The sequence below is a fragment of the Myxococcus xanthus genome (assembly GCF_013116825.1).
Lineage (GTDB): Bacteria > Myxococcota > Myxococcia > Myxococcales > Myxococcaceae > Myxococcus > Myxococcus xanthus_B.
In genome coordinates, this window is record NZ_JABFNS010000025.1 from 35812 (window position 1) to 48240 (window position 12429).

Genomic DNA, 12429 nt, shown 5'->3' on the forward strand with positions numbered 1-12429 from the left:
TGGCCTGGATGCCCAGCATCATCCAGGCGCCAAGACGGACGCGCAGACCGGAACACATGAAGGGGCACGAGTGGAAATGCACCAAGTCGAGCACGTCGGTGCGTGAGCGCATGAGGGCCTGCTCCACGCCACGGGGGATGCACTCGGGCGCCACCCACGTGTCCGGCGCCAAAGCCGAGCATGGACACCTGCCGTCTCGTCCGGCCCAGGGGCGACGCTTCATGAAACCTCTTCGCATGGCCTGATGGAGCCCCGCATCAGCTGGGTTCACTGGATGTCACAGGGGCGTTGACTCGGCGGCGCGATGCACCACGGTCTCCAGGGAAGGTCGCCGGCGGGCGAACCCGCTCGCCTGTGTTTCCCTCGCGTCCGGCACCGTCTGCCTGGCTCCTCTTCGGTTCATCACGAGTGTTCGGTGCCATCGGAAACAGTTCTCAACTTGCGCTGGATTCGTGGCTCGCTCCGCGCCTGTCGCGGTTGGTGCGTGCAGTCGCTCCCCAAAGCAATTAGAGCCCGATACACGCCATGAACCCGTTCTCCGTGCATCGCGTCTCAGGCCTGCTCCTTGTTTTCTCGCTCGTCTCAGGAGGCGACGCAGGCGCGGCGCCCGCGGATGCCCCCCTGGTGTCCGAGGCGTGCGTCGATGCGATTCCCGCGGAGCCCCGGCTCCTCGTGCCGGAGCTCGTGCACCCGCCTCGCCGCGCCATCTGGAACGCGCCGGACGGAGGAGGGCGCAATTTCGTTGTGCCCATCGTGGAGATGGGCGCCCTCCACGGCATCTTCTGGGGGACGGCGAAGCTCCTCGGCAAGCCCTACGCGGACATCTCGCTGGAGACCATGCGTCGCAACGTCGCCGAAGGCTGGGAGTGGGACGAGGATGCGTTCGCGACCAATGCGCTCGGGCACCCCTACCAGGGCTCGCTGGCCTACACCGCGGCGCGCTCGAGCGGCTTCGGCTTCTGGGGCTCGGTCCCGTTCACGGTCGCGTCAAGCGTGTTGTGGGAGCTGTTCATGGAGTCTGAGACTCCATCCACGAACGATCTCATTACAACGTCCATCGGGGGCGTCGTGCTGGGCGAGGTCCTGCATCGCACCGCGCTCGCGATTCTCGACGAAGGCGAACCCACGCTGGTGCGCTCGGTGCTCTCGCTGCTCGTCGAACCCGTGGGCGGCATCAACCGTTACCTCTTTGGCCGCCGCAAGAACGACTTCCTCCCGGTGCAGGGGAACTTCCTCCAGTTGATGGCCGGCTTCACGAGCAACGTCGACAACTACAACGACATCGACGGCACGCGCTTCGATGTTCCCAACAAGATGGAGGGGCACCTCGGCGTCGAAATGGTCTACGGCCCCCCGCAGCTCACCACCGGCGGCTATGACCAACCCTTCGACTACTTCACGCTCTCCGCGCGCATGGGCTTTTCGCGTGACACGCTGACGGTGGGATTCTTCAGCCGGGGGCTTCTCTATGGCGACCGCTTCAAGTTCCGCTCCATATCGGGGCTCTGGGGCTTGATGGCGGGCTACGATTTCGCCAATCCGAACACGCTGCGCGTTTCCACGGTCAGCCTCGGCATCGGCGGCGTGGCGCAGGTTCCTCTCACGTCGCAGCTCACCCTGGATGTCACCGCGAACATGGCCGGGGTGCCCTTTGGCCATGGCGGCGGTCTCACCTCGCCGGAGTCCGCTCGTGACTACCACTTCGGGCCTGGGGCGCAGTCGGCCTTCGAGCTGGGCCTGGTGCGGCGGGGTGTCGGGCGCGTCGGCGTGTCCGTGCGCAACTATCTCATCTCGGGCGCCTTCCTTGGCGAGGGCGTGGAGCTCATCACCTATGCCACCGCGCGCGCCGAGCTCCTGCTCGCCGGCCAACACGGCGTGGCGCTCGAAGCCTTCGTCGCCAACCGCGCGGGTGAGTTCGGCAGCGTTTCCGACTCCATCCGCCAGCGTGCAACGCAAATCCGTCTGCTGTGGACGGTCTCGAAGGGCTCGGGCTTCGGAACCCGCTGAGGACCCGCGGGAGCGAATTCCAGCCCGGGCGCGACTTCCACTGCTCGCGCTAACGGCTCGGCTTTGGAGCTGGAGCGCAGGTGGTCGTACTTCAGTCGTACGCACGCGCGGCGCGACACGCGGCATCGACTCGCGCATCGGTGGCATCGGGACGATGCTCGCACCGATGTGCGCGCCATCGCCGCGGCCGTTGGTGCGCAGAGCGTGTGCATCATGGCGCGTGCTGTGAGCGAATCATGCGAGTTGTTCGCATGACTCTCAATGCCCAAGTCCAGTGCCCGTGACAGAGCTTTCTGACTACGGCTCCGTGCCGATGTCCCCCGTGTCCACGCACATCCAGGGGCATTCCGCGAGACAGGCTGCAGAGGCCTGTTGGTGCGTGTGGATTCCGACGGCGCAGGTCGCCGGCCAGGCGTAGGGATACTGGTGGCCGCGATAGCCACACTCGAAATAAGCATACACGCAGGATTGCTCGAGGCCCTCGGCTGCCACGTCCGTGCCCGGCGCATCCTGCGTCTGGCCACCACAGCCCACCACGGACACGAGACCGGCCACGAAGCCCACTGCGATGCGTCCCATCTTCATTTGTGCCTCCTTGGAGAGGGGAAAGGATGACTGAATTGGTGGCTTTCGGTCTATTCTTGATTGGCGCAGGTGGCCGCTCCGATGGCATCGCCACGAGCCTGGGGAAGGACTTCAACTGGAACCAGCAGCACGTGATTGGCTCACCCCTCCGGGTGCGGACCTGGGGTAATGGCGGATGGGCAGGGTGCCGCCAGGGCAAGAATCGCGTGGGCTCCAACATGAACGTGGTCCAGGAGCTGTTGTCTCCCCAGACGCTGGGCCCGGGAGTGTGTGTCCTCCAAGGTCAACCTCACGTTGCAGTCCGATGGGCGTGCGGACCGCGTGGTGGCGCTCCCGGGGAGCACGGCGCTGGTTGACCTGGTGGAGCGCGTCATCGCGAACGAGGTGCCAGGCATCACGGGTACGACGTCGCAGAAGCTGAACGTGCTCTTCAGCGACAACGTCCACCTGACGAACCTGGGGGCGTACTACATGGCCTCGGTCCACCATGCGTCCATGTTCCGGGAGTCGCCAGAGGGCGCCCCGGGGCCTGCTGGCGCGAACGCGGCGACGGTCCAGGCCCTCCAGCGGCCCCGGGCTCAGCTGGGAACCCCTTCGTCTGGCCCGACCCGAACTGGCAGCCGCTGCCTCTTCCGTGGTCATGGGCTGCCAGGCGCAAGGGGGGAATCCATCCCAGGGGTCCGAGTATCAACAGGGCTCCTGCCCGTCGGATGCGCGTGCGAGCGTCGGTTGTCCAACTGGCGTGACTTGCCGTGGCGGGAGTCCAGTCGTGGCCTCCAGTTTATCGCGTGCGAACACCTGTGCGATGAGCGCCGCCCGCGACTGGACGCCGAAGCGGCGGTAGAGGGTTTTCGTGTACTGATTCACGGTGAAACGACTGATGCCGAGCCGAGCTGCGATCTGCTTGTCTCCGAGTCCCTGCAGCAGCAACTCCAACGTTTGTCGTTCACGAGGCGCCAGCCAGCCTGACGGCGTTCCCTCCTTCGAGGACCCTGGCGGGTCGAGCATGGCTCCGCACTCGGCGTGGAACAGATGCAGCAGCTCCCGGTCCGCGGTGTCGAAGGGGCGGCCGCCCCGCTCACGGTAGAGCCCGATACCCCGCACCACCCCCGGGAGCCCGGACCACTGGCTCGAGTACATTGAGTCATCGAGCCCCGTGGGGCGCAGATGATGCTCGACATAGGGGGCGCCATACCAGCTCCAGTCCTCCACCAGTTCCCGGCGCATCGCCGTGACGACGGTGCCGGGCGCCGAGCCGCGCTCCATCAATGCGCGAATGGCGGGGTTGCAGGCACTTCCCCTCCTCCGGAGCGCCTCGAGCGCGGACACCGCGCTCCCGCTCCATCCTTCCAGAACGATCTCCGTGAATCCGACGTGTCCTCCCGGTCTGAAGTCGCGCTCCAAGACGCACGCTCCGGCTTCCGCGCCCAGAATGCGAAACAGTCCGACGAGGAGATGCCGGGACCGTGTCGCCACTCGCGCTGGCAGCTCATGTGCCTCGTTGATGAGCCTCACGAGCGCATGAACCTGTGGGCTTCGAAGGGTGCCACCGCTCATGGGACCTCCCGGTTCGCGCCGGACCGAGCATCTCCCTAATTTTAGTGAATTACAAGAAATGCGTGTTCAGGTCAGGATTTGCGCGGAACGTTGGCGGCGCATCGTTTGGAAACCGGAGTCAAGGAGGATACATCATGAAGAGCAAGTGCACGTTTCGGCTGGGGATTCTGCTGATGACCGGCCTGATGTCAGCAGGGTGCGGTGACGGATTCGGGGAGGCCCAGGAGCCAATCGATCTCAGCCCGTCCTCGCTGAATGCAGCGCGACTGTCGTTCCAGCACATCGACCGTCTCTATGAGTCCGATCCAGCGGCCGCGGTGGAGGCCTCGCGGCGACTGCGGCCAAAGCTCGATGAGCTCAATCAGCTGCTTGCTCGTGTCGAGGTGTCGCGGGAGCACTTCATCGAATTCTACGATTTGCAGCCCGGCGGCATCCTCGTCGTGGAGCGTGGCCCTGTCGCGGATGGACGTGTTTTGAGTGACGGCGATGTTGCCAGGCACTCCGCCGTCGAGCTCTATCGCCAGTTGACGCAAGGCGCCACGCCGCCCACGGCGTTGGTCAGCGCCGAATCGCGCCGTGCTGTCCCTGATGATGCCCATGTCATCGTGCCGGATGAAGCGGCTCCCCATCTGGAGTCATCAGGGGGATTCGCACCGGACCTTGGGGAGCAGGGGAGAGACGGTTTCTCGTCCGTGACTCAACCCCTGACGAGCGCGGACGGCCCCTTCTGGAGGGACAGCGTCTGTTACAAGGGTGGGGACTTCTTCGACTGCTGGTCCAATGTGACCGGCAACGGTTGGGCGGCCGCGGATGCCAAGACATCCTTCACCCAACTCGCGCCCTATCGGGGGACTGTCGGGCTTTGGGTGTCCTACGAGTCTTCTGTGAAAGCTGCCTGGAACGTTGCCGCCGGAGAGTGGTTTTCGTTCCACCAATACAGCGGAACCTACTGGACGTGTCCTCCACTCGTTGCCTGCGGCAGCACCGATTACTACATCCGCAACCATCGATGGGACGTCACGGACGCGGTCGGCGACGGATATCACTTCACTTATGCGTTCAGGCGGAACTGCAGCGGCGGCTTGTGTACGTTCAGCCCTTGATGTCCGCGTAGGTGGGGCCCGTCGATGCCTGCTTGGCGCAGGCACAGGCAAAAAGCCGACCCTCGTGGTGTCGAGGGCCGGCTTCGTTACCGACAGTTCAGCGAACTTCGAACTCGTAGATTCGCGTCGCTGGGGCGCTGTTCTGGGTCGGCGTCGTCACGTTGAGCCGGATGTAACGCGCCGACGTCGCCGTGAGCGCATGGGTCGAAGTGTCGCCAGTGTTGTTGCTCACCGTGACGGGCGTGCTCCAAGTGGAGCCGTTGCTCGACGTCTGGGGCGGCTGCACCGTGGCCGGGCTGTCGCCCGACGCGCAGCCGGTGCCGTTCCTGGACCACAACTCGGGGGCGACGGTCATGCCCATGGCGGTGTTCCAACTCGCCGGGATGTTGCCGGCGCCGCCGGCGTACACTTGCAGGTAGATTCGATCGACGGCGCTGCCGAGGTGCCTCCAGAACGTCTGCTGCGTGTACGGCGCGAAGGTGATCTTGTCGCCCATCCCGATGAGCATCTGGATGAAGGTCGTGGTTGGGGCCAGGTCGTAGGCACTTTCGTCGTCGAAGTTCACGGCGTCGGCGCCGGTGGCGACCTTCAGCGCCTGGAAGTTCCTGTTCAGGATGCGGTTGCTTCCGGTCCCGCAGACGATGGTGGTGCCGCAGCCGGGCGCGGTGCCATTGACCAGTCGACTCCTGCGTTCGAAGTCTGGAACACCCCAGGCGCCGATCGACACCTCGATGCGATTGACCCTGCCGATTGGGCAGCTGCTATCGCAAGGCGTGAAGGAGAAGTGGCTCCGGACGTGCGTTGTGTGTCGCCATCTGGCGGCGCATACCGGGACGCGCACCCAAGACGTCGAGCTGGTGTATGCCGAGCCTCATTGGGGCGAGGCAAAGGACCGTGCGTCGTCGGTTGAGTGGTGTCGTGTGTGCGTTGAACGTGAGTCGAGCAGTCCCTGATGCGGCTCACTCCAGCGCGCTGCTGAAGGGCTCATGCGAGGGGGGGATCGACGACGCCCTCCCCGAATGCGCCCGACCGGCCCTTGTCCACCGTGTAGCGGCGTGCACAGGTGTGCTGTGACCGCGCCACCCATTGCATGCCCGAGGCTTCTCGGTGGGGCCAACGGCGCTGGCATTCTCGGTGCATTGCCGACGACACTCGTGAGACTGGGGGCACGTCGCCGCGGACTCTCGAAAGGGTTGGCCATGGCCGCAGTGTCTGTGATTCTCGTTGTCCTCCTGTTCGCGGGGGCTTTCGTGGGGGGACTCATCCTCATGCTCCAGAAGCACCAGCCCCGGGTCATGAGGGTCCTCGGGGGCGTCATGGCACTCGGCACCGCTGTGACGGTGGGGGGCCTGGCTTGGCTCGTCCACCTGATCAGCTCCACCAACTTTTCGAAGGGGCGGGTCCTTCGCCTGCGTGGACGAACGCGCGTGGCTCGTCGGGCGCTGGGGGCGGGCTGGGCGGATGACGCCGTTCCGGATGTTTCGGGACTCACGCCCTGGCAGCGAACGGTGCTCGGGGAGGTATGGATGTACTCAGCGAGCCTGGAGCATGCGTCCGTTCCCGCCTTCTCGAAGTTGTCGCTCAAGCTGTCCGCGCTGGGGGCGCCCTCGGAGCTTCTGGAGGACTGTCACCTGGCGGCGCTGGATGAGATTCGTCATGCCAGGCGGTGCTTCGCGCTCGCCAGCGCCTACTCGGGGGTAGGCTGGACGGCGGGAACGATTCCGGAGCTTGGACAGGGAAGTACGCAGCCTTCCCCGATGGATTCGGGAGATACCTGGGCCCGGCTGGTGCGCGGTTCGCTGCTGGATGGATGTCTGGCCGAGGGGATGGCCTCCCTGGTCGCGGGCGAAGGCGCGAGGCGAGCCTCAGACCCTGTCGTACGTGAGACCTTGTCGGTCATCTCCGAGGACGAGGGGCGGCACGCGGACCTGGCCTGGGATGTCATCGCTTTCGCCCTGAGTCGGGGCGGCCGGAGCGCGAAGGACGCGTTGCGCCAAGCCCTCTCGGGGCTGGAGTCGCAGCAGACGCCTGCGCTCCCTCGCATCCCGGGCGTCGACGAGGACTTCCTCGCGCGAAACGGCGTCCTCCCCCAGGTGGAACTGGGGCGACTGATGGCGGTGTGCATCGAGCGGACGCGCGCCCGGGCGGAGGCGCTGCTGGCGCCGTCGAACCTCTCGATGCGGCACCGCCCCAGTGACTTGCAGGGGGCGCCCGCTTCATCTTCGTGCGACGCGGTGTCCGTGGAGGCCGCGCCGCGCGGCTGACCGGTGTGCGACGTCCCGTGTCCCTCACGCTCTCAGCTGGCCAGTTCCCGGGATTGAACTGGGGGGCTCTTGGGCTCACCGAAGGACATCAGCCGACGGTGTAGCGGCGTGAGGAGTCCGAGGACGACCACCAGCACGCCAGTGACCTGCAGGAGCTGCTCGATGGAGACCACTTCTGCCAGGGGGCCGAAGAACAGCATGGATAGCGGCATCAGCGCGGTGGAGAGCATGGTCATCACGCTGAAGACTCGTCCCAGGTAGGCCGGCTCCACGCGCTCCTGAAGCATCACCGTGGCGGGCGTGTTGTAGAGCGGCAGCGCCACGCCGAAGATCCCCATGGCCGCCAGGTACACTCCGAAGTGCGGCACCACGCCGAGGGCCACGGTGCACGCACCCATGATGAGGTTGGATGCGACCATTGTCCGCATGCGGCTGTTGAAGCCGCCCCACACCGCGAGCGCGGCGCCCCCCAACATCATGCCCACCGAGAAGACCATTTCGATGGCCGTCAGCCTCCACACCTCTTCCCCGAAGCTGCGCGCCGTCTGCAGCGGCGTGAGGAATGCGGCCGGAGTGATGAGGACCATGGTGAATCCCAGGTAGCCGAAGAATGGCACCAGGTGCGTGTGGCCGCGGATGTAGCGGAAGCCGTCTCGGATCTCCGTCAGCTGTGAGGCCCCCTCCTGCTCCGGCGCGCGGGGGCGCGGCGCTACCTGCACGAAGAGCGTCACCAGGGCGATGGCCAGGGCCGCTGTCACCACGTCGATGTAGAAGAGCACCTGCAGGGGGGCCACGGACATGAGGAAGCCGGCGAGCGCGGGCGCCCCCAACATGTTGACCGAGTGGAGGGTGCCCTGGATGCTGTTGACCCGCATCAACTGGTCCTCGGGCACCAACTGCGGCAGCAGCGCGCCCACCGCCGGCTGTTGAACGGCCGTCCCCACGGAGCGGATCGCCGCGGCCAGGAAGAAGAGCCACAGTTCCGTGCCGCGCAAGGTGAACACCACGGCCAGCGCCAGGGTCACCAGCGCAATCAGCGCGTCGGCGAGGACGATGAGCTTGCGGCGGTCGTACCGGTCGGCCCAGACGCCCGCGAAAGGTGAGAGGAGGAACGTGGGCAGGAAGCCGGCCACGATGTAGAGCGTCATCATGACGCTCGAGCGTGTCTGCAGCGTCACCTGCCACAGGAGCGCGTACTGCACCAGGGAGGAGCCGAGTAAAGAGAGGGCCTGGCTGCCCAGGAAAAGGGCTGTGTTGCGCTTCCAGGAGGCGTGCATGGCGCGCACTGTAATCGCTGGCCGGGGAGCCGGGGTGGGGCGGATTGACAGGGGCTCGACTTCGACCTGGTCCCGGGTTCCGTAGGGCGCTCGCCTGATTCTCCGCGAAGGCGCCCTTGGGGTGTCCGGGCGGCTTCGCGCCATTCCTGGAGCGGGCGAATCAGGCTCCGGGCAGCACGAGAATTCGCACGAGCCCGGAGTTGTCGTTGACAGGTCCGTCCGCGAAGCGCACCTGCAGGGGCGCGTCCTCCCCCGTCAGGTCATAGGTGTACTTGTGCTCGCCCAATGGGCGGTGGCTGGGCCGCGCGGATGGAACTGGCTTCTCGTCGGTCGAAGTCCTCGGGCTCCAGGGCTGGGTGAGCGCGTCGCTCCCGCGCGGCTTCGCCTCTGCGTTTTCGCCCGACAGCTCCGTGCTGGCCCTGGAGAATGTCGAGTCCGAGGTGCTGTTGTGGATGTCCTCCGACTTCACGGTTCGCGAGCGGTTGTCGGGGCTGGTGGCCGCTGGTGTCGCCCCCCTCGGACTACGCCGAGGAGGCGGCCGAGTATCCGCGGCTGCTGCGCGCCGCGGCGATGAAGCCCTTGGAGACGGTGCTCGCGCTGGGCAGTGGTGGTGGCAACGCGAGCCACCTCCCGTGTGGTTCTCCATCCTCCCCCACGAGGAGCTGGCCCCGGACATGGTCAAAGCGGTGAAGGTGCTCTGATTCACATCCGGGGCCGCGAGGCGGCTACTTCGCTTCGAGGTTCAGTTCGAGGTCGAACGCCACGTCGCTCGACTCCGCGTTGGCCTGCTTCACCATCACCGCGATGATGTTCTCCCCCACGACGAAGGCAGAGCCGTCGAAGCTGGCCGTGCTGATGACGGCGTTCTTCAACACGCGGCTGGCGAAGGTGCCATGGCCGAGGCCGTTGTCGGCGTACCGCGAGTAGACGAGCGTCCCGTTCACCCAGATGGCCACGCCGTCGTCATGCAGTACGCGGAGGCTGGCGGTGCGGATGGCCTCGCCGAGCGTGAGCTTCTTGCGGAAGTAGACGCTCGGCTGGAGCGGTGTCGTCTTGTTGAGCACGGTGTGCTCGTCCCCGTCCCCATAGCCGAGCTTCGCGGGGCCCGAGCGCCATGCGTCGTCGTCGAAGTTGACCGACGTCCACCGCATGCCCGGGTTCACGTTGCTGTCATCGAACTTCCAGTACTCGCCGAAGGCGATGGCCTTGAACCGGGGCGTCCGGGAGATGGTGAAGGGCAGGTCCGTGCGGTCGTCGATGTCCGGACGCGAGGCGTCCGAGATTCGCAGCACGCCCTTGGACGTCTCGATGTTCGGCACCGTCCACTCATAGAAGCCGATGTTGGGGACACCCTGGTCGACCAGGGTCCAGTTGGCCCCGTCGTCGGGCGAGAACTGCACCCGCACGTTGTCGACACCCGAGCCGTGGGTCATCCACTGGAGCATCTGGACGTTGCCCGGGCGCAGCGTCTCGCCGCCGTTGGGGCTCTCCATGAAGAGGGCATCGTGCTGCATGCCGTCGGTGATCACCTTCAGCTCCAGGTCGAAGGACAGGTCACTGGAGGTGGCGTTCGCCTGCTTCACCATGACGGCCAGCGTGTTCTCTCCCATCACGAAGCGGGCACCGGAGATGGTCGTCTGGCTCAAGGTGTTGTCGGAAGCTGTGCCGGAGGCATAGGCCGAGTGCGCGGTAGCTCCGACATGCTTGGAGAACACCTGGGTGCCATTGAGGAACACCGCCACGCCGTCGTCGTGAATCACCTGGAGCGTGGCCTGCTCCACCATGCCGTGGACGGTGAACTTGCGGCGGAAGTAGACGGTGGGCTGCGCCGGCGTCGTCTTCGTCATCACCGTCTCCTCGTCCGTCTCGCCATAGCCGAGCTGGGCCGGGCCCTTCTTCCAGGACGCGTCGCTGAAGCCAGAAGACGTCCAGGCGGGGCCCGGGTCGACGTTGCGGTCGTCGTACTTCCACTCGGAGCCGAAGGCCACCGCGGTGAAGCCGGTGTTGGGAGGAGGGTCAGTCGGGAGTGGCGTCGTGGTTCCTCCGCCGATGCGGATGATCTTCGCGACCGACGGCACCTTCTTCGAGTTGAGCAGGAACAGCATGTAGTGGCCGGGCGGCGCCACGTTCGGGTTGGGCGGCGCGACGACGTTGAGGCCCCCGCCGCTGGCGGTGAAGCGCAGCTTCATGAAGCGCTGGTTCTCGTCGAAGGCGTGGGTGACGGAGCCCAGGCGAACCCAGGACGCCATGGTGATGCTGGCCGCCTCGGGGGTGTTGACGCGGAAGGTCTCTCCATAGGCGATGGACGCGGGCGCGGAGGTGATGGTGGGGCGCGGGCCTTTGAAGAGATACGGCGGGGAGAAGACCTGCATCGTCTTGACGTAGCGGCTGCCCGCGGACAGCACGCGTCCGTCCGGCAACAGCACGGTGGTGGAGTGATAGCCGCGGTAGGCCGACGCGGGCGCCAGCAGCGACCACTGCTCGGTGACGGGGTTCCACAGCTCCGTCTCCAGGCGAGGGAACTTGGGGTTGTCGGTGCCGGGGCCGCTGTGGCCGCCCGTGACGAGCACCGTGCCGTCCGGGAGCACGGTGCTGTTGTGCTGGCGGCGCACGTAGCGCATGGGCGGCACGGAGCGCCAGACGGGCTTCGCGGCGTTGAGGTCGAGAATCTCCACGTTGTTGGTGGGGGGATTGTCGCCACCGGTGATCAGCACCTTGCCGTCGTCATACATCACCGCGCTGCCCGCGTTGCGGCTGCGGGCGTAGTTGGTGCGAGGCCCGGTGGTCCAGGCGCCGGTGCCAGCCGTGTCGAGGTACCGCGCGGGTTTCCAGTACCCCGCCATGAGCGTCTTTCCCGTGCTCGTCACGAACATCCACGGGTAGTACATGAGCTCCAGGCTCGCGCCCGTCAGGTTGCGCCAGGAGTTCTTCGACGTCTGCCAGACTTGGGGAATCAGGTTCTTGGTCCTGTCTTCCTTGGCGCCGCCAATCACCAGCATGTCCCCATTGGGGAGCGTGGTGACGGTGGGGTACCAGCGGCCTGCGTTCATGTTCGGCAGCCGCGTCCAGGTGAGCTTGAAGGGGTCGAAGATGGCGGCGTAGGGCAGGCCGGAGTCATCCGTGATGTGGCCACCGGCCACGAACAGCCGGCCATCCGGCATGAAGGCATGGCCCGCGCAGAAGATGTTGAAGCCCGCCTTGGGCAGTGTGGTGAGGACGTTGGTCTGCGGGTCCCAGAGCGTGGGGGTGTCGCCGTCCTCGAACTCGGAGAAGAACATCACCTTCCCGGTGGGGAGCACGTGGGTGTGGACCGCGGAGTACGGCCACTTCTGGACGGGGGTCCATTGTCCCACGGAGGCCGGTTGTGCCTGGGCGGCCGATAACGAGGCCCAGGCAGCGAGAATGGCAAGACGCCACGGATGGAACATCAGGCTGCCCCTTTGTTGGTCGAAAGGTCGCGCAACGGTAGGCACGGCCCTTGCGAGCCACATCGTTCCGACGTGCGTGGACAATGACGCGGGGTGGACGGCGCCCCTGCGCCTTCGTCGGGGCAAGGTTCGGGACTTGACCTCACACGAGCCTGGAGCGGTCACCTCGCGCACCCACTCGCGAGGACATCAAGGGGGGCTCCAGCGT

9 protein-coding genes and 1 pseudogene are annotated in these 12429 nt (G+C 66.1%); 4 read left to right on the forward strand and 6 right to left on the reverse strand.

The genetic code is table 11. The annotated features are described in order from the left end of the window. Positions 1-525: 525 nt before the first annotated feature. The gene (locus HNV26_RS09710; protein WP_216611990.1) at positions 526-2007 is read left to right on the forward strand and encodes a DUF3943 domain-containing protein; all 1482 of its coding nucleotides are present in this window, start codon (positions 526-528) and stop codon (positions 2005-2007) included. Between the two features lie 297 nt (positions 2008-2304). Here the strand turns inward: HNV26_RS09710 and HNV26_RS09715 are convergent, their stop codons facing one another. Then, positions 2305-2592: a hypothetical protein gene (locus tag HNV26_RS09715; protein WP_171441899.1), complete on the reverse strand. Its 288-nt coding sequence runs from the start codon at positions 2590-2592 to the stop codon at positions 2305-2307. Between the two features lie 687 nt (positions 2593-3279). Continuing rightward, entirely contained in the window at positions 3280-3921 is a 642-nt protein-coding gene (locus HNV26_RS39245; RefSeq protein WP_366816821.1) for a helix-turn-helix transcriptional regulator, read from the reverse strand. Positions 3922-4283: 362 nt separating this feature from the next. On the opposite strand from HNV26_RS39245, the gene HNV26_RS09725 reads away from it, so the two are divergent. Continuing rightward, positions 4284-5252: a hypothetical protein gene (locus HNV26_RS09725; protein ID WP_171441897.1), complete on the forward strand. Its 969-nt coding sequence runs from the start codon at positions 4284-4286 to the stop codon at positions 5250-5252. 97 nt (positions 5253-5349) lie between these two features. Here HNV26_RS09725 and HNV26_RS09730 read toward each other — a convergent pair. Beyond that, positions 5350-5994 (reverse strand): annotated as a pseudogene (locus tag HNV26_RS09730) (hypothetical protein); the annotation flags it as partial. Positions 5995-6451: 457 nt separating this feature from the next. Between HNV26_RS09730 and HNV26_RS09735 the strand changes: the two are divergent. After that, positions 6452-7516 carry a ferritin-like domain-containing protein gene (locus tag HNV26_RS09735; protein ID WP_216611992.1) on the forward strand — a complete coding sequence of 355 codons (1065 nt, stop codon included), beginning with the start codon at positions 6452-6454 and terminating at the stop codon, positions 7514-7516. A 32-nt stretch (positions 7517-7548) separates the two neighbouring features. Here the strand turns inward: HNV26_RS09735 and HNV26_RS09740 are convergent, their stop codons facing one another. Together HNV26_RS09740 and HNV26_RS09745 are read right to left on the reverse strand one after the other, a co-directional pair. After that, entirely contained in the window at positions 7549-8793 is a 1245-nt protein-coding gene (locus HNV26_RS09740; RefSeq protein WP_216611994.1) for an MFS transporter, read from the reverse strand. Positions 8794-8953: 160 nt separating this feature from the next. Continuing rightward, positions 8954-9262, reverse strand: a complete 309-nt coding sequence (locus HNV26_RS09745) for a hypothetical protein (RefSeq protein ID WP_171441873.1) — start codon at positions 9260-9262, stop codon at positions 8954-8956. A 35-nt stretch (positions 9263-9297) separates the two neighbouring features. Between HNV26_RS09745 and HNV26_RS09750 the strand changes: the two genes are divergently transcribed. Beyond that, positions 9298-9483, forward strand: coding sequence for a hypothetical protein (locus tag HNV26_RS09750; protein WP_171441895.1), 186 nt, complete (start codon positions 9298-9300; stop codon positions 9481-9483). 35 nt (positions 9484-9518) lie between these two features. On the opposite strand, the gene HNV26_RS09755 is transcribed toward HNV26_RS09750, so the two are convergent. After that, positions 9519-12146: a galactose oxidase-like domain-containing protein gene (locus HNV26_RS09755; RefSeq protein WP_366816822.1), complete on the reverse strand. Its 2628-nt coding sequence runs from the start codon at positions 12144-12146 to the stop codon at positions 9519-9521. Between the last annotated feature and the right edge of the window lie 283 nt (positions 12147-12429).

Bases quoted from the DNA above. Each gene is read 5' to 3' on its own strand.
- HNV26_RS09715 (WP_171441899.1), bottom strand. From the start codon at position 2,592: ATGAAGATGGGACGCATCGCAGTGGGCTTCGTGGCCGGTCTCGTGTCC.
- HNV26_RS09740 (WP_216611994.1), bottom strand. From the start codon at position 8,793: ATGCACGCCTCCTGGAAGCGCAACACAGCCCTTTTCCTGGGCAGCCAG.
- HNV26_RS09735 (WP_216611992.1), top strand. From the start codon at position 6,452: ATGGCCGCAGTGTCTGTGATTCTCGTTGTCCTCCTGTTCGCGGGGGCT.
- HNV26_RS09725 (WP_171441897.1), top strand. From the start codon at position 4,284: ATGAAGAGCAAGTGCACGTTTCGGCTGGGGATTCTGCTGATGACCGGC.
- HNV26_RS09710 (WP_216611990.1), top strand. From the start codon at position 526: ATGAACCCGTTCTCCGTGCATCGCGTCTCAGGCCTGCTCCTTGTTTTC.